At 60.4% G+C, this 16087-nt stretch carries 16 protein-coding genes and 1 tRNA gene; 7 read left to right on the forward strand and 10 right to left on the reverse strand.

Annotated elements, in window-relative coordinates:
• Positions 1-259: 259 nt before the first annotated feature.
• Positions 260-877, reverse strand: a complete 618-nt coding sequence (locus R2676_RS19995; RefSeq protein ID WP_206275238.1) for a BPSL1445 family SYLF domain-containing lipoprotein — start codon at positions 875-877, stop codon at positions 260-262.
• A gap of 308 nt (positions 878-1185) precedes the next feature.
• Entirely contained in the window at positions 1186-2088 is a 903-nt protein-coding gene (lpxO, locus tag R2676_RS20000) for a lipid A hydroxylase LpxO (protein ID WP_065856564.1), read from the reverse strand.
• A gap of 261 nt (positions 2089-2349) precedes the next feature.
• Between lpxO and R2676_RS20005 the strand changes: the two genes are divergently transcribed.
• Positions 2350-2910 carry a hypothetical protein gene (locus R2676_RS20005; protein ID WP_206275239.1) on the forward strand — a complete coding sequence of 187 codons (561 nt, stop codon included), beginning with the start codon at positions 2350-2352 and terminating at the stop codon, positions 2908-2910.
• Positions 2911-2935: 25 nt separating this feature from the next.
• On the opposite strand, the gene R2676_RS20010 is transcribed toward R2676_RS20005, so the two are convergent.
• A complete protein-coding gene (locus tag R2676_RS20010) occupies positions 2936-3331 on the reverse strand; it encodes a hypothetical protein (RefSeq protein WP_027681138.1) in 396 nt (131 codons plus the stop codon).
• Positions 3332-3435: 104 nt separating this feature from the next.
• Here R2676_RS20010 and R2676_RS20015 point away from each other — a divergent pair, with 104 nt between their 5' ends.
• The 5 genes from R2676_RS20015 to R2676_RS20035 all read left to right on the forward strand — a co-directional run bounded on the left by R2676_RS20015 (position 3436) and on the right by R2676_RS20035 (position 7474).
• Positions 3436-4290: an NUDIX hydrolase gene (locus tag R2676_RS20015; protein WP_206275240.1), complete on the forward strand. Its 855-nt coding sequence runs from the start codon at positions 3436-3438 to the stop codon at positions 4288-4290.
• Between the two features lie 8 nt (positions 4291-4298).
• A complete protein-coding gene (gene purU, locus R2676_RS20020; protein WP_206275241.1) occupies positions 4299-5165 on the forward strand; it encodes a formyltetrahydrofolate deformylase in 867 nt (288 codons plus the stop codon).
• A gap of 25 nt (positions 5166-5190) precedes the next feature.
• Positions 5191-5916: a DNA polymerase III subunit epsilon gene (dnaQ, locus tag R2676_RS20025; protein WP_027681141.1), complete on the forward strand. Its 726-nt coding sequence runs from the start codon at positions 5191-5193 to the stop codon at positions 5914-5916.
• A gap of 71 nt (positions 5917-5987) precedes the next feature.
• A tRNA-Val gene (locus R2676_RS20030) sits at positions 5988-6062 on the forward strand.
• Between the two features lie 188 nt (positions 6063-6250).
• Positions 6251-7474 carry a tyrosine-type recombinase/integrase gene (locus tag R2676_RS20035; RefSeq protein WP_316887425.1) on the forward strand — a complete coding sequence of 408 codons (1224 nt, stop codon included), beginning with the start codon at positions 6251-6253 and terminating at the stop codon, positions 7472-7474.
• Between the two features lie 344 nt (positions 7475-7818).
• On the opposite strand, the gene R2676_RS20040 is transcribed toward R2676_RS20035, so the two are convergent.
• The 7 genes from R2676_RS20040 to R2676_RS20070 all read right to left on the reverse strand — a co-directional run bounded on the left by R2676_RS20040 (position 7819) and on the right by R2676_RS20070 (position 12932).
• The gene (locus tag R2676_RS20040) at positions 7819-8187 is read right to left on the reverse strand and encodes a hypothetical protein (protein WP_316887426.1); all 369 of its coding nucleotides are present in this window, start codon (positions 8185-8187) and stop codon (positions 7819-7821) included.
• 480 nt (positions 8188-8667) lie between these two features.
• Complete coding sequence (locus R2676_RS20045; RefSeq protein ID WP_316887427.1) at positions 8668-9120, reverse strand: hypothetical protein; 453 nt, start codon at positions 9118-9120, stop codon at positions 8668-8670.
• Between the two features lie 703 nt (positions 9121-9823).
• Positions 9824-10912, reverse strand: a complete 1089-nt coding sequence (locus R2676_RS20050) for a phage late control D family protein (RefSeq protein WP_316887428.1) — start codon at positions 10910-10912, stop codon at positions 9824-9826.
• Positions 10913-10965: 53 nt separating this feature from the next.
• On the reverse strand, positions 10966-11520 hold the full coding sequence (locus tag R2676_RS20055; RefSeq protein WP_316887429.1) for a hypothetical protein: 555 nt from the start codon (positions 11518-11520) through the stop codon (positions 10966-10968).
• Positions 11521-11799: 279 nt separating this feature from the next.
• Positions 11800-12264, reverse strand: coding sequence for a hypothetical protein (locus R2676_RS20060; RefSeq protein ID WP_316887430.1), 465 nt, complete (start codon positions 12262-12264; stop codon positions 11800-11802).
• Complete coding sequence (locus tag R2676_RS20065; protein ID WP_316887431.1) at positions 12261-12668, reverse strand: helix-turn-helix domain-containing protein; 408 nt, start codon at positions 12666-12668, stop codon at positions 12261-12263. The genes R2676_RS20060 and R2676_RS20065 overlap by 4 nt, the downstream gene beginning before the upstream one ends.
• Before the next feature lie 12 nt (positions 12669-12680).
• Positions 12681-12932, reverse strand: a complete 252-nt coding sequence (locus tag R2676_RS20070; protein ID WP_316887432.1) for a helix-turn-helix transcriptional regulator — start codon at positions 12930-12932, stop codon at positions 12681-12683.
• A 1198-nt stretch (positions 12933-14130) separates the two neighbouring features.
• On the opposite strand from R2676_RS20070, the gene R2676_RS20075 reads away from it, so the two are divergent.
• Positions 14131-16053, forward strand: a complete 1923-nt coding sequence (locus tag R2676_RS20075; RefSeq protein WP_004634293.1) for a PrkA family serine protein kinase — start codon at positions 14131-14133, stop codon at positions 16051-16053.
• Positions 16054-16087: the final 34 nt, after the last annotated feature.

Raw genomic sequence — 16087 nt, forward strand, 5'->3', positions numbered from 1 at the left:
GCCTGATTGATCCCAGTCATGCATGTGGTTCATGCATTCTGGTAGAGGCAGTATGCGAATTCCAAATAGTATTTTCTTATGTACTCATGCGTTTTGCGGTGGCAACCGCTATTTCGTGCGGTGCAGCCACTGCCCAGGCAGCGCCGCGCCGCCTTCGGATTTGTCTGGGGCTGCGACCTTGCCGCAACGGCTTATCCGATTTCGCGCAAAAAAGAACCGCCGTACGAGACGGCGGTATTGGCAACCAGCGATGCGCAGATCAGTTGTTCTGCTTCGTGATCTTTGTGCCTTCGATCGACGCGCCGGCCATCAGGCCTGCGTTGGTGAGGTTGAAGCCGATGATCGGCTGCTGGGCGGTGTTGGTATCGACCGCGCCGTTCGCGCCGATCTTTGCCAGTGCGACGGTGGCATCCACGCCGGCCGTCCAGCCCTGGCTGGCCTGGAATTTCTGCAGCGCTTCGTCCGTCATGAACAGGATGATGAGCGCACGCGATTGCGCGCCGGCCTGGAAGCCCACCGACGCCGACGCGATGTTGTAGTAGCCCAGCGGACGCCCGCCGCCGGTGCGCAGCACACCTTCGCCGTACTGGCCGCCCACCACGAAGCCGGCGTTCAGCACCGACGGGAACACCAGGACGCCCTTGGCGCGCGCGACCAGTTCACGCGAGCCGTTGGCCGTGGTGTACAGGCGCGAGAGCACGGAATCCGCCTGCGAGTTGGTGGTCGCGTGCTTGTTCGTCGACGACATCACGTCGGAGCCCTGCGCATTCGGGCTGGTCGTGGTACACGCGGCGAGCTGGGTCCCGAGCAGTGCGACAGCAGCAAGCGCGGCGGCGCGGGTGACGATGGTCTGGCGGCTAATGAGGTTCTTTTTCATGGCGATTGATCTCACTGTCTTTGTTGTTGACGAGGGACACAGGCACACACGTCCCCGCTCTGACTCGGTCCCATGCAACGAGCAGGGGTTGTCGAGGAACATAGAGCAAGCGGCGTGCCCGCCATATCGGATAAGCGCCGGTGCGCTCAGTTCCTGACATTAGGCGAGATTTGTGGCTGATGTGGCGCTTTTCCTTCACTGCTTTGTAAAAAAGCAAGCCGACCGCAATGTGCGTAGCTTTTTCACGCGCAACAAAAAACCGGCGCTTCAGGCCGGTTTCTTGTGCGATGCAGGGCGCGGTTCAACGCTCAGATCCAGATGATCAACGCTGCCACGCCAATGATCAGACCGAACTTCACCACGTAGTAGACCTTGCGGTTCCACGCCTTGAAACGGCGGCGGTACTGGCCCATCACCCACACATAGCGGAACAGCTTGTTGATGCCGCCGGTCTGGTCGCCGTCGTCGTTGGGCGAGCTGGCGGCAGTCATGACCTTGCGGCCCAGCCATTTGTTGATGCGCTGCGCCCAGCCAAATTTCATCGGGCGTTCGATATCGCAGAAGAGGATCAGGCGGTCCTTGTCGGAGGCGTTTTCGGCCCAGTGCAGATAGGTCTCGTCAAAGACGACGCCCTGGCCGTCGCGCCAGCTGTGGCGCTGACCGTCGACCTCGATGAAGCACCGGTCGTCATTCGGCGTCGACAGACCCAGGTGATAGCGCAGCGAGCCGGCAAACGGATCGCGGTGCGGGTTCAGCTTGCCGCCCGGCGGCAGCTCGGCAAACATCGCCGCCTTCACGCTGGGCAGATCGCGCAGCAGCGCGACGGTCTGCGGGCAAAGCTGTTCAGCCGACGGGTGATGCGCCTCATACCACTTCAGGTAGAAACGCTTCCAGCCGTTCTTGAAGAACGAGTTGAAGCCGGCATCGTCGTTCTTCTCGGCGGCCTTGATCTTGCGCAGGTTGATGAGCGCAAGGCCTTCGTCGCGAATCTGCGGCCACGCGGCCTGCAGCTTTTCCAGATCCGGGAAGCGCTCGACCGGCACATACGGCGTCTGAGGCACGCCCGAAAACGCGTACATGAAGCAATTGATCGGCGCCACGACGGCCGAGTGGTCGAACATCTGGCGCCAGAATTTCAGTCGCACCTTGCCGCGAAAGTGCACGTACAGAATGGAGCCCAGATAGAGGGCCACGATAATCCACTTGATCAAGGCGATTTCCTTGCCGCGCGAAGGCGGTCAGCAATTGAGTGCATGCGTTGTCAGCGCAATCCGGCATTTTACCCGGGGCGGAGCCGCACCGCGTGGACAGCCGCCAACAGTGCACCGTAGTTTGTGACGCCACGTTATCGTTTGCGCGGTCTTTGCAATAAGGAACGTCTGTGTCGATTTGTCGCGAAATGTGCGTCGCGTTCTACAATTCTGTTTTCGTCCGCCAGGCACCCTGGTCACGGACGATCACCGGAGGGAGCGATGGACGCCAAAAAGCGCGAAGAAGAATCCAGCGACATGCCGACCACCATTGGCGTGGGCCTGGGCAATGCGGAATCGCTGGAAGCGTCCATGCGCCGAGCGCAGGAAGCGCTGTCTGCGGTGTCGGCGCGGCTGGCAAACCGGCCACCGATGCCGCGACCAGACCCGGCTACCGAGCGCTTCGTCGAAACGGACGAAGCCATGTCACCCGCGCAAGCGCGTGCCTTGGCCGAACGTTGCATCGCCGGCGAGGCCGCAGAGCCGGCAAGCCTCGCGCGCGCGTTTTCTGCATTGCTCGGACAAATCGACGGATTGGAAGCCGACCATGCCGGCCGGCGCCGCGTGCTGCGGCAGTGGATGGTGAGCCAACTCACCTACAAGATGCTGTATCTGCACCACACCGGTCAGGATTCGACCGTGCCGCCGCGTGCGTTGCGCGCTCAGAAAGAGCGGGTGAAGGCGCAGGTTTCGGCCTTGCTCGATGCCGGGCGTTCCTACGCCGATGTGCGCCTGACCGACCTGCGCTTTGCCGAGGATGGCGATGCCGCCGGTCAGGGCTGAATGATCACGCGATCAAGCGATTGGCTCAATCGTCCTCGTCGTCGTCCGGTTCGGAGTCGAGAAAATCGCGGCGGGTGAGCCAGTCCGCAATGGCCTGATCGCAGGCGTTCTTCAGCTTGGACTTGTTATCCACCTTGTCGAACAGGGTGAAGTTCATCAGGGCCAGGCCCAGATCGGTGATGTAGAACATCCGCTTCGGGTTGTCGAAGTGGACGATGCGGCCGTCGATGTCGCCTTCGTCTTCGGGCTCGGCAGGCGCGTCTTCGAGTTCGACCACGCGGCAAGTGAAGCGGGGTGTGCGGGTGTGCGTCAGATATTCGAATTCATCGTGCGACACTTCGCCGGACGGTGTGACGGCAATGGCGAAGCCCCAGATAAAGCGCGGGGTCGGCAGATCCGACAGCTCGTCGATTTCATCCATCCTTGTTTCTCCAGTCTGATGACGGCTTGTATTAACGGCGCATTATCGCGCGACCCGTGCTGCACGGAAAGCACAATGCACGCCCGACATTGTGGGGTGCTGGCATGACGGACCCGCGCATCCAGCGCATCCGGGACGGTCTGGCGGCCCGGCAGGCGTTCGACGCCGACACGCTGATCCCGTGGATTGTTGCCGGACAACGCGTCGGCTGGCTGAGCCGCGAGCGCGCGTCGCTGCTTGCGCGCTGGCCGCAGTGGTTCGACGTGTCGACGCAGCGGGTCGATTTGCAGGAGACGCTCGCCAACGAGGCCGCCCGCACCGCAGCGCTGGCCGAAGTCATCGCGCGCCTTGCCGAAGATGGCCACGTGCGGGGTTGGCGCGACGAGCGTTTCGCCGTCAACACCGGCTGGGGTACGCCCACGCTGGCGCTGATCGAGCGCGCCGCCGCGCGTTTCTTCGGCATTCGGACCTATGCCGCGCACATGAACGGCCTGATTGCCGGCGCGGACGACGCCGGGCCGGCGCTATGGCTGGCCCGCCGCGCCGAAACCAAACCGATCGACCCCGGCATGTGGGACAACCTCGTCGCCGGCGGTATCGGTCATGGCTTCGACGCCCGCGGCGCGCTGGAGAAGGAATGCTGGGAAGAGGCGGGCATCGGGGCCGACCTTGCGGCGCAACTGGTGCCGTGCGGCACGCTGGATGTGCTGCGCGAAGTGCCCGAAGGCATCCAGTGCGAAACGCTGTTCGCCTTTGACCTGACGCTGCCGGACAGCTTCGTCCCCGCCAATCAGGACGGGGAGGTCGCCGGCCACTTGCGTGCCAGCCCCGACGCGGCGCTTGATATCATGGCGGACTTCGCGATGACGGTCGACGCGACGCTCGTCACCCTCGACGCCCTGGCGCGGCTGGGTCCGTCCCCTACGCCACAGCGGTTTGCGCCCGACAACAATACATAAAACGCTTCATGAGTCACTCCGGTTTCATTCTTACCTTGTCGTGCCCGGACCAGCCGGGCATCGTCCACGCCGTGTCGGGTCTGCTGTTCGAGCAAGGCTGCAATATTCTCGATTCCGACCAGTTCGGCGACGAATTCACGGGCCGGTTCTTCATGCGCGTGCATTTTGTGCCGCAGGGCCAGCCGCTGGACCTTACCGCCCTGCGTGACCGCTTTGCGCCCATCGGCGAACGTTTCTCCATGCAGTGGGGCATGTTCGACGCGGCCGTCAAGCCGCGCGTGATGATCCTGGTTTCGAAGATCGGCCATTGCCTGAACGACCTCCTGTTCCGTGCCCGCGCAGGCCAGCTGCCGATCGAGATTGCGGCCATCGTGTCGAACCACCGCGATTTTTACCAACTCGCGGCGTCGTACGACGTGCCGTTCATGCATCTGCCCTTGCTGCAGGCGACGGACGCGCAGAAGGCCCAGCAGGAAGCCCGCATCTGGGAAATCGCGCAGGAGCAGCAGATCGACCTCGTCGTGCTCGCGCGCTATATGCAGATTCTTTCCGACGATCTGTGCCGCAAGCTGGAAGGCCGCGCTATCAACATCCACCATTCGTTCCTGCCGAGCTTCAAGGGCGCCAAGCCGTATTACCAGGCGCACGAGCGCGGTGTGAAGCTGATCGGTGCAACGGCCCATTACGTGACGGCCGATCTGGACGAAGGTCCGATCATCGAGCAGGAAATCGAGCGCGTGGACCACAGCATGGACCCGGAACAGCTCACCGCCGTGGGCCGCGACGTGGAATGCGTGGCGCTGGCCCGTGCCGTGAAGTGGCATGCGGAACATCGCATCCTGCTCAACGGCCACAAGACCGTCGTCTTCAAGTAATCCAGTCAGAGTAGGGGAGCGCGCGATGCGACAGATCATCCTGGATACCGAAACCACCGGCCTGAATGCCGCCACCGGCGACCGCGTGATCGAAATCGGCTGCGTGGAGATGGTCAACCGCCGCCTGACCGGCCGCAACCTGCACTTCTATATCAACCCTGAGCGCGAGATCGACGCGGGCGCGATGGCCGTGCACGGCATCACCAACGAGTTCGTGGCCGACAAGCCGAAGTTTGCCGAGATCGTCGACGAGATCCGCGACTACGTGCAGGGCGCCGAGGCGATCATCCACAACGCCGCGTTCGACTTGGGCTTCCTGGACATGGAATTCCAGCGCCTGGGCCTGCCGCCATTCCGCGAGCACCTGTCGGGCCACATCGACACGCTGCGCGAGGCGCGCCAGATGTTCCCCGGCAAGCGCAACTCGCTGGATGCGCTGTGCGACCGTCTGGGCGTCAGCAACGCGCACCGTACGCTGCACGGCGCATTGCTGGATGCGGAACTGCTGGCCGAGGTCTACCTCGCCATGACGCGCGGCCAGAACACGCTGGTGATCGACATGCTGGAGTCGGGCGAGGGCGCGTCGGACGAAGCCGTCGCCGTCGACCTGAGCGCGCTGCAACTGCCGGTGCTGCTGGCGACCGAAGCCGAGGCCGAGGCGCACGCCGGCGTCCTGAAGGAAATCGACAAGGCCAGCGGCGGCAAAACGGTCTGGACGCGGGAGGCTGTGGAAGCTGCACCGGCTGCCTGATCAAAAAAATGTGCGGCCAGGGTATTTACACGGCCGCGCCTTTTCGCCATAATCTCTTTTTCACCGCATTCGGGTGGTTAGCTCAGCGGTAGAGCACTGCCTTCACACGGCAGGGGTCACAGGTTCAATCCCTGTACCACCCACCAAATACACTTCCGGCAACGTCCGTTGAAGTCCAAAAACCCGCGAAAGCTCAAGGCTTAGCGGGTTTTTTCTTTCCGCCAGCGTCCGGTGATGTCCATTGACAACCGGGGGCAAGTGGGGGCAACTTTGGGGGCAACTCAAAGAGTCGTGGGGGGCAACTGCTGTTGCCCCCGTTCCGGAAGGTGCCCACATGCCGCTGACAGATACCGCAATACGAAACGCCAAGCCGTCTGAAAAGCCGATCCGGCTGTTTGATGGTGGTGGTCTGTATCTTGAGATTTCGCCCGCTGGGGGCAAGTGGTGGCGGCTGAAATACCGCTTCGCAGGAAAGGAAAAGCGACTCTCCCTTGGCGTCTACCCGGAAATCGGCCTGAAGGAAGCGAGGGACCGACGGGATGAAGCAAAACGGTTGCTGGGCGAGGGCATCGACCCGTCAGTCGAGCGCAAGGTGCAGAAGGCGACGACGGTCGAGCGGACGGCTAACAGTTTTGAGGCCGTGGCCCGCGAATGGCACGCTAAGTACGCGCCGAGTTGGTCCGAGAGCAACGCCAAGAAGGTGCTGGCCCGCCTGGAGAATGACGTGTTCCCCTGGCTCGGCGGCCGGCCGATTGCTGAACTGAAGGCGCCTGAGTTGCTTGCCGTGTGCCGCCGCGTCGAGTCTCGCGGTGCCTTGGACACTGCGCACCGCGTGCTGCAAACCTGCGGCCAGGTGTGCCGCTACGCCGTCGCTACTGGGCGGGCAGAGCGCGACCCATCGGGCGATCTGAGGGGCGCCTTGCCGCCGGCCAAAGGGAAGCACTACGCCGCGCCGACCGATCCCAAGGAAGTGGCAGGGCTGTTGCGCATGTTTGACGGCTTCACTGGCACGTTTGTCGTGAAATGCGCGCTTCTGCTGGCCCCTATGCTTTTCGTCCGACCCGGCGAGCTTCGGCAGGCCGAATGGGCGGATGTCGATCTGGATGCAGCCGAATGGCGCTTCGTGTCGTCTAAGCGGGATGTGCCGCATATCGTGCCGCTTGCCACCCAGGCCGTCGCAATCCTGCGCGATTTGCACGCACTGACTGGTCACGGGCGCTACCTATTCCCTGGGGCCAGGGACAAGGCTAAACCCATGTCGGAAGTCGCCATCAACGCAGCACTGAAGCGCATGGGCATCGACACGCAGAAGGAGTTCACCGGGCACGGTGTGCGCCCAATCGCGCGCACTATCCTGCGTGAAGTGTTGGGCTTTGAGGCGGAAGTGATCGAGTTGCAGCTTGCGCACAGGAAAAAAGACCCGAACGGCGCGGCGTACGATCGTGTGGCCTTCCTGTCCGTGCGCAAGCAAATGATGCAGGCATGGGCTGACTATCTAGACCGATTGAAGGCTGGGGCAGCCGTAGTGCAGATGCCTACGTCACGGACTGCTGCGTGAGGATGTGATACCGGCTCGCAGCGCCAGCCAAACCCAGAACAAACCCACTGGGTTTGTTTTCAGTTTCTTCTTCGGCGGCCGACAGCCAAGGGATAGAGCGCTTCGGTGGTTGTCCAAAGGGGCTGCTAAGGGGCTACCAAGGGGCTTCCGATAGATTCCCCTGCCGCTTTGTACCCTATCCGTTCGCACACAGCGCGATCGTCCCGCAAGCCTAACCGGAAGGCATCCGCGTAGCCTTCGCGCCAATGTCCGCAATTTGTCCGCAATCCGTCCCGTGCCTGTCCCACGGGACAGGTGAGGGTCGAACGAGTGACAGCGATCTGCGGGTCGGTTGCTGCGCCAGCTCAATGGCGCAACTTAGACAACTCGTCCGACATTCGCATCAGTTGTGCATCGATCAGGTTGGCAATATCGGCACACAGCAAGGATGCACCCGCGATGGCTTCAAGGTCGGCGGTAGGGTCTTCCGTCTGGCGAGCGATCATCCGTAGCGTCTCTCCTATGCCGTCCGCCAAGATAGCGTAATCCTCCCCGCTGAGCTTTCGTTCGGATAGCTCTCTGAGCATGTCGATCATGCCGAGAGAGAGCGCAATCGCTCGCTCATCCAGGCGGCCCGATGCCATTTCAGCGGCGATGAGACGTGCTATTGATGCTTCGCCGTTTCGCTTGGTGTCAGCGTCGATGGCGGTAGAGGCGAGATCGGCGTTAGTCATGATCCGGTTTCCTTGTGGCTGGATTGTGGTTAGGCGGCTTTGGTGCGCCGCTGCCCGCCCGATGGCATCAGGCTTCAGGAATGGATTTAACACGCCATTTTTAATTGACGAAATAGTTCTTGAGTATTAAATTACCAACGAGTTTTTACAGATTCAGTGATAACAAGTTATCTAAAAAGTTATCAGTAAATCAATATGAGAACTCCCGTATAAGGCCAGAGCTTGGCGGGGTGCGGCGCCTCCTGCCGGGGTGGTGTGTGCTGCCGGCGTTGATGGTGGCAATTGCGCCGCAGCGGTAACGCTCCGAGCGTTACTCTGGCGTTACCGGCTCCCCATCCCTATGCGGGTGCCCCCTCAGGCTGCGAGGTTTCGGCTTTGGGTACTGTACCCAGCCGATAGGGTCGGCCGGCCATTCACGTAGGCGGTACAAAGGGCGCATAAGTCCTCCTTGCACACCAACATTTGCCAACAGCCACGCGGTTATATCGAGCTTATCGCATCAGTGACGAGCTGCATCAAGGGGCCCGTATTCCGGATTGAATACATCTTGCCAGTCTCGCCATGGTAAATATCAAAATCAACGATGGCGCCATCGGCCGTCATTACCTTCCCGTTTGCCTTCGTGTACTTCATCGCGATCTGGGCGCCGCAATGAACGCCGTCTGCTACGCGATCGACCGACATCACATAGAAGTTGGATGCCATCACGTCGAGGGAGTCAGAAACCCGCTTCTTCATTTCGTCATTTAGCGGATCGCCTGCTGCTTTTATAAGTGCGTCGATCTTTTCCTCGAGATTCTGCCTAGCCAGCTTCGCCACCATGTCTTTGGCTGGCTGGCCCCAGCACTCAGCCATCGCCTCTTGATCCGGTTTTTGCTGGCAACCGAGCAGCGTAGGAAGCGCGACAGCACACGCAATCAATGCATTTTTCATTGGTCTCTCGCCTTCAGCGCCGAAGCGCTTTTCTTATTTTCGGACAAGAGGGCCAAATCGCCCCCCTTGCCAACGATAGCAGCCGACCACCGGTGGCGCCAACACCTCATCCATGGGGTTAATTTCCAGAAGCGTTGTCTATGCCCTTCGCAGTCGCTCTTTGCAGGCCCGTAGCAAGTCGTTGACCCGCTTCTGGTACGCGAGCCAGCCGCGCGATCTCAACCCGTGCTTGACGGCGTTCATCGCCGATACACGCTTGCCGCCATCGGTTTTGGGGCCTGTGGACTTATCCCAAGGCCTCCAGCGCTTGATTGCTTCCGCTTGCCGCGCCCGTCGTTCTGGTGTCCAGCCGTTTGCCATGTTGATGGTTCGAAGTGTGGTAGCCACTCTGGTAGCCACGGTTTTGGGCCTTTTGCAAACCACGGTTCGCGCCCAGGTTCGCACGGTTTGGAGCCTTTCGGTACGCAAGGTGGTACGCACGGTTTCGACCTGACAAAACCTGACATCGGGACGGAAATGCTCAGGTTAGCGCGCGAGTTAGCGCACGAATCGACGGTTAGCAAAAGTAAGCAGATTTGCGGAAACGCCACCCCATAAGCGGGACAACGCATCCAAGGAACTATTGGACCAACACTTACCGACAGGCGCGCGTCTAGTTTCGCCTAGCGGGGAGACTGCCCGAAGGCGCCCCCCCATTACGCAATCAAGCTGGAATGATCGACGTATCAAGGCTGTGATTCTTCCCGCGCACGGTCATGGTGTAGCCGGTATCGAACGACATACGGCGCGCGACCGACTCGACGTAATACGGTGACTCAAACGGCTTTCCCAGTCCTGAAACCTCAACCATGACGTTCGGCATGAGGATGTTGTCGCCGGGGAGTTCGGCGGTCATCTTGAGTTCGTGCCGGATGATGTCGTCGTAAATCTGCTTCGCCCGCTGCTGGGCGTCCTGCTGGCTCAAGTTGGCGATGATGTAGCTGTACACCTGCGCCGGCGCCTTGGCCGTGCCTGGCGTGATGCCCTTGGCCTTGCCTTGCGGGTACGTAACCGAGAAGCCGGCCTTCTGCTTGTGGTTGAAGCTGTGCACCTGCACCACGACGCCCTTGCCGACCGTCAGCGTGCGCGAGAACGACACATCCAAGGCGTTGGCTTGGAAGAAGCCATTGTCTTGGTCTGGGTTCTGCCACTGGATCAGGTACGGCGTCGCCGTCTGCGGGTCCGGCTTCGGGCCGAAATAGAGCGTCATGCCCTGCACGTACACCACGTAGTCATAGACGCTGGCCAGCCACGTGAGCAATTCCCACTCGGTCGATCCGTGTCGATCGTGGATTTTGTCGATCTCGTAGATCTTGCCGACTAGCCCCTTCGTGGCCGTCACCTGTGGCGTCAGGCCGTGGCGCTCTGCGAGCGTCGTGGCGATCTGGCTGGCCGTCTGGTTCGTCCATCGGTCAAAGGTCTTGGTGTCGATCAGCAGTGACGTGTAATCCCGCCCAGACAGATCGACCGTCCGCCGAACCGGGTCAAACTGCACCTGATCGACGTTGCCGATGATGAGCTGCTGCAGGTCCGCCGTGCCGTACTGATCCGGATCTTGCGGGAAGCCTGCATAAATCTGCGCCTGTAGCGGGTTCGTGTTGGTCACGTAATCCAGATTGACCGGATCAGTGAGCGCCGAGATCGGCAGACGCACGCGGAACGTGCTGGCCGAGTGCCAGACGTTCTGCTCGACCTCCCAGTCAATCCACGGAACCGGAGTAACAGGCTGTTTCGGGTCGCCGAGCAAAACCATGCCCCGAGGTTGCCGAGCGGTCGGCACTGCGGGAACAACATTCAGGCTTGTCATCAGAGGCCCCCTTCACTGGGAACGGCAATGATGGCGCCGCCGACCTGAATTTCGCGCCCGAGCAAACCCGGTGAGTTGAAACTGTTCACCGTGACGCCGGCCGCAGCAGCCGCTTCGCGGACCCGCACCGCGAGCGCCGGCAGTGGCGCGCAGGCCGCAGCGTAGTGCGCTACAGCCGCGAGATACGCCTCACGTGCTGCCGCCTGTCGATGTGCGTGAATTTCTTGCTCTAGCGCGGCGTGTTCGGCCTGAAGCGCCTGCAATCGCTTTGATGCCGAATCGTCCGCAGAAAGTTCGCTTTGCTGGCGTAGTGCCGTCACCAGCCATGCCGGATCGTCCAGTGTCCCGGCGCCCGCTTGCTCGGTGAACTTTGCCGCAGCAGCGTCGGCGGCCTTTCTGCGGATGGCCAAAGCTTGCAGGTCGGCTTGTGCCGCGGCGATCTCGTCGGGGAGTTGCGCAAGCCGCATCTCCATCGCGTCCAGCAGTTGCCGCGGTTGGTTTTGCGTGCCTTCGATGGCGCTTGCGGGTTTGCGCTTGAGGAGGGTTTCAAACATGGTCGGTCCTGATCGATGGGCGGAATGATTCATTCGGGATTTGCTCATGCATGTCCCCGTTCCGCCTGCGCTGAAATTGCCATATGGATTGGTAATACTTAGGTGTCCAGAATCTGAACGCGAGGGCCGCCACAGTGAAAATGCCACTCAAGCCAAGCCCGGAAAGACTTTGCAGCGCTTTTTCGCGTCCAGAATCTGAACGCGGGAAAAGGTATCGAGTCCAGAATCTGTACGTCACGCGTCCAGAATCTGAACAGGTCGCGTCCAGATTCTGTCGGGTCATTTTGTTTTTTGAGCCTTCGGCTTGGCCTCGTTTTCGGCCCACTCCCGAAGCGCTTGCTCTGCTTCCCCGGTTGTTTTGAAGGCCAAGTAATCGAACGTAGCCCTGCTCGCGCCGACGCCGACCTTTGGCTGCTCGTAGGCCGGGACATCCGTGAACCGATACAAGTTGCAGGAGCCGTTTGTTGGGCCGCCCATGCCCTGACGGGTCTTGGCTACAAAGCCGAGCGCGGTTAGCTCGCCTATGGCTTTTAGGATCGTCGTGCGCGAACTCCAGCCTTTGTGCGCTAGCGTGCCAAGAGCCGCATTGATGTCGCCGTTGTTCGTTGAGCGCAGGCCGGCCCGCATGTCCATGTATAGCGCCCGCGCGGTGAAGCTGAGCGCTCGCCATGCAGGGGAGTTGAGGATGTCGAGCCGGATGCGAACGTGCGCGATGCCGCTCCAGTTCTTGTCGGCTTTGCTCATGCATGTTCCGCGCTCGGTTCGGAGATGACGAAATACCGCACAGTGCGAGGATGTCTCAGGCCATCAGCGCCCCAAGTTGATTCCCGAACCGCGAGGATTTCCCAGCCGCGGGCCCGTAGGTCAAAAATGCGTGCGGGCAGTTGAAGCATCCCGCCGGCCGTGCGTCCTTCAACCGAACCCAGGCCATAGCTGCCTTGGACCCGAAGGATTGCGGCTAGTCGGCTGATTTGTGCGCTTGTGTCTGTTGTGTTGACATCGATGCCGTGGCATTGCCAGCAGGCGCGCAAGGCGTTAAAGTAGCGCTGAACTCGTATCTGAATGATCGCCGTCGATTCGTCCCCACGGATCTCCGGCTTCTTGGGAATGCCCGCGCTACCGCGGGCTTTTTCATTTGAACTCGTCATCGCGCGTGCCCCTTATGCCTTGGCTCGGTCTGCTTCGAGCTTTGCGACAAGGGCGCGGATTTCGTCGTCGGTCTTGCCGGCAATGCGGGCGCGAATCAGTGCTTCTACTTCGTGCTCGGGCCATGACGACGACCTCACGCCACACTTTACGGGGCGGGTCCAGAGGCCGCGAGAGATGTCGTTATAGTGGCTCGTTGCGCCGCGAGCACGGCGCTCACAAACTTCGGGCAGCTTGAGCAGGCGGGTGAGCGGTTGGTGTGCCATCGTCGAGTGATCTCCAAACGAAAAACCCCGCACGAGGCGGGGCAACAAAAAAGCCGCCCGGAGGCGGCTTGGCGGTTTGTTCTCCCGCGGGTCGCAGGAAAACGAAAAAGCCCGCTCGAGGCGGGCGTGTGGCTTGCAGTTCTTCTAACTTAGCAAAATCCTACCGTACACGGCGCACATGTGCAATAGGGGCCGCGGTCTTTCGTTTTCGTCCGCCATTGCTTCGACCATGAACCAGGGCGTCAGGGCGGCGGGAAAACAAAAAAGCCCGCTTTCGCGGGCTCTTTAGGCATAGGTTCTTCTAACCTACCAAAAATAGTACCATAACCCGGCGCATACATGCAATAGGGGCCATAGGCTTTCATTCACGTACGCCATTGCCTCAACCCTGGACCAGGGCGTCATCTAGTGGAAAGCGGATGGGTAGCGGGGAGGGTTTGGGGGCAACTTTGGGGGCAACTTTTCGATTCGAAAATGCAAGATGGTTATGCTGTGTGGCTTCGTGGCAACTATTTTGTAGGTGTACCACCACCAAACTGGCGAGAAATCGCTTAAAAGGCCCTCAGGCAAACGCCGAGGGCCTTTTTCTTTGTCCGCGTTCTCTGTGCGGGCTTTCCCGTATGCTCGTCCGAAGCATGCGGCAAAACTTTCCCCGTGGCGCAAAAAAGAGACATCTTCTGTCGATCCGTTCCCTCCTTCCGTCGGATGGGGTGGCGGGCCCAAAACGCCTTTCGCCCAATACTTTGCACAATGCATTGTTGCGTCACGGCGAGAAAAGCTGCCGCTACAAACGTATCGCCCCGGTCCGATGCCACGCGCGCGCTCTGCGTTATCACAGTTGGCAAAGCGTTGAAATGCAGGGATATCCCCCTCCTGTATTCAGCGTGCGCGCGGGAACTCGCGCAGATCGGTTACGTACCAACCTGCGAGCGCGGGGCGGAAGTCATGGGTACGCTTTCTGCTGTGCTCGGGGCAGCCGGTCGTCGTGGTGCATGGGCTGATGCATCGTGCAAGGTTCGGTTAGCACTTGATGCAGTCGAGCGCTAACGCAATCGCGACGAGTTGTGCACCGTTCCAGGTCGTCAACCGTTCTTGTGCTCATCGGTGATTCGTCTACAGTGGAATCAGCAACGCACGCAAGAACTAGCCTGGCTCTCGCTTGTTGGTGTGGAGTAGGGAAGAAATCTACGGGGGAGATATGGATATTTTCCGCCACTACGCAACGCGTTTTGAAGCTCGCAAAGAGGACGAGTACAGCATCCAGGAGTATCTGGATATCTGCAAAAAAGACTCGACCGCCTATGCGACTGCCGCCGAGCGCATGCTCACCGCGATTGGTCAGCCGGAACTGGTGGACACCCACCACGATCCCCGGCTGTCACGATTGTTCTTCAACAAGGTCATCAAGATCTACCCGGCCTTCCGGGAGTTCTACGGCATGGAAGACACGATCGAGCAGATCGTCTCCTTCTTCAAACACGCCGCGCAGGGCCTTGAGGAACGCAAACAGATCCTTTATCTGCTAGGGCCTCCGGGCGGCGGCAAATCCTCGCTTGCCGAGAAGTTGAAGTCGTTGATGGAGCAGATCCCCATCTACGCACTGAAGGGCTCGCCGATACACGAGTCCCCGCTCGGGCTGTTCTCGCCTGAGGAAGACGGCAAGATTCTGGAGGAAGACTACGGTATCCCGAGACGCTATCTAAACTCGATTGCTTCGCCGTGGGCGGTCAAGCGGCTGCACGAGTTCAATGGCGATATCACGCGTTTCCGCGTGGTGAAGCTGCATCCGTCGGTGTTGTCGCAGATTGCGATCTCCAAGACCGAGCCGGGCGACGAAAACAATCAGGATATTTCGTCGCTGGTCGGCAAGGTCGACATCCGCAAGCTGGAGGACTATCCGCAGGACGATCCGGATGCGTATTCGTATTCGGGCGGGCTGTGCCTGGCCAACCGCGGGCTGCTCGAGTTCGTCGAGATGTTCAAGGCGCCGATCAAGGTGTTGCACCCGCTGCTGACGGCCACGCAGGAAGGCAACTACAAGGGCACGGAGGGCTTTGGCGCAATCCCGTTCGATGGCGTCATCCTGGCGCACTCGAACGAGGCGGAGTGGCAAAGCTTCAAGTCCGATCGCAACAACGAGGCGTTCCTTGATCGCATCTACATCGTCAAGGTGCCGTACTGCCTGCGCGTGTCGGACGAGGTGAAGATCTACGACAAGCTGCTGCGTAACAGCTCGCTCGCCGCGGCGCCCTGCGCGCCGAACACGCTGAAGATGATGGCGCAGTTCGCGGTGCTCACGCGCATCAAGGAGCCCGAGAATTCCAACATCTTCTCGAAGATGCGCGTGTACGACGGCGAGAGCCTGAAGGATGTCGACCCGAAAGCGAAGTCGTATCAGGAGTACCGCGACTTTGCCGGCATCGACGAGGGCATGACGGGCTTGTCGACGCGCTTTGCGTTCAAGGTGCTCTCGAAGGTCTTCAACTTCGATGGGACGGAAGTGGCGGCCAATCCGGTGCACTTGCTGTATGTGCTCGAGCAGCAGATCGAGCGCGAGCAGTTCCCGCCGGAGACGGAATCCAAGCTGATGTCCTACATCAAGGAGTACCTCACGTCGCCGTACGTGGAGTTCATCGGCAAGGAGATTCAGACGTCGTATCTGGAGTCCTACTCCGAGTACGGGCAAAACATTTTCGATCGCTACGTGGTGTTTGCCGACCTGTGGATCCAGGACCAGGAATATCGCGATCCGAACACCGGCGAGATTCTCGATCGCAGCGCGTTGAACGACGAGCTGGAAAAGGTGGAAAAACCGGCGGGCATTTCCAACCCGAAGGACTTCCGCAACGAGATCGTCAATTTCGTGCTGCGGGCGCGGGCCAAGAACGGGGGCAAGAACCCGGTCTGGACGAGCTACGAGAAGCTGCGTGCGGTGATCGAGAAGCGGATGTTCTCGACCACGGAAGATTTGCTGCCCGTGATCTCGTTCAATGCCAAGTCGTCGCATGACGACAAGGAAAAGCACGAGAACTTCGTCAACCGCATGGTTGAGAAGGGCTACACCCAGAAGCAGGTCCGCTTGCTGGTGGAGTGGTATCTGCGCGTCAGGAAGTCATCTTAAGGAGACCAGAAGAGGGCAAGGACACCCAGCGAAC

This window comes from Ralstonia flatus (assembly GCF_958439105.1).
Lineage (GTDB): Bacteria > Pseudomonadota > Gammaproteobacteria > Burkholderiales > Burkholderiaceae > Ralstonia > Ralstonia flatus.

Coding starts and splice junctions, on each gene's coding strand:
- R2676_RS19995 (WP_206275238.1), bottom strand. CDS start 877: ATGAAAAAGAACCTCATTAGCCGCCAGACCATCGTCACCCGCGCCGCC.
- R2676_RS20005 (WP_206275239.1), top strand. CDS start 2,350: ATGGACGCCAAAAAGCGCGAAGAAGAATCCAGCGACATGCCGACCACC.
- R2676_RS20010 (WP_027681138.1), bottom strand. CDS start 3,331: ATGGATGAAATCGACGAGCTGTCGGATCTGCCGACCCCGCGCTTTATC.
- R2676_RS20015 (WP_206275240.1), top strand. CDS start 3,436: ATGACGGACCCGCGCATCCAGCGCATCCGGGACGGTCTGGCGGCCCGG.
- purU (WP_206275241.1), top strand. CDS start 4,299: ATGAGTCACTCCGGTTTCATTCTTACCTTGTCGTGCCCGGACCAGCCG.
- dnaQ (WP_027681141.1), top strand. CDS start 5,191: ATGCGACAGATCATCCTGGATACCGAAACCACCGGCCTGAATGCCGCC.
- R2676_RS20035 (WP_316887425.1), top strand. CDS start 6,251: ATGCCGCTGACAGATACCGCAATACGAAACGCCAAGCCGTCTGAAAAG.
- R2676_RS20040 (WP_316887426.1), bottom strand. CDS start 8,187: ATGACTAACGCCGATCTCGCCTCTACCGCCATCGACGCTGACACCAAG.
- R2676_RS20045 (WP_316887427.1), bottom strand. CDS start 9,120: ATGAAAAATGCATTGATTGCGTGTGCTGTCGCGCTTCCTACGCTGCTC.
- R2676_RS20050 (WP_316887428.1), bottom strand. CDS start 10,912: ATGGTTTTGCTCGGCGACCCGAAACAGCCTGTTACTCCGGTTCCGTGG.
- R2676_RS20055 (WP_316887429.1), bottom strand. CDS start 11,520: ATGTTTGAAACCCTCCTCAAGCGCAAACCCGCAAGCGCCATCGAAGGC.
- R2676_RS20060 (WP_316887430.1), bottom strand. CDS start 12,264: ATGAGCAAAGCCGACAAGAACTGGAGCGGCATCGCGCACGTTCGCATC.
- R2676_RS20065 (WP_316887431.1), bottom strand. CDS start 12,668: ATGACGAGTTCAAATGAAAAAGCCCGCGGTAGCGCGGGCATTCCCAAG.
- R2676_RS20070 (WP_316887432.1), bottom strand. CDS start 12,932: ATGGCACACCAACCGCTCACCCGCCTGCTCAAGCTGCCCGAAGTTTGT.
- R2676_RS20075 (WP_004634293.1), top strand. CDS start 14,131: ATGGATATTTTCCGCCACTACGCAACGCGTTTTGAAGCTCGCAAAGAG.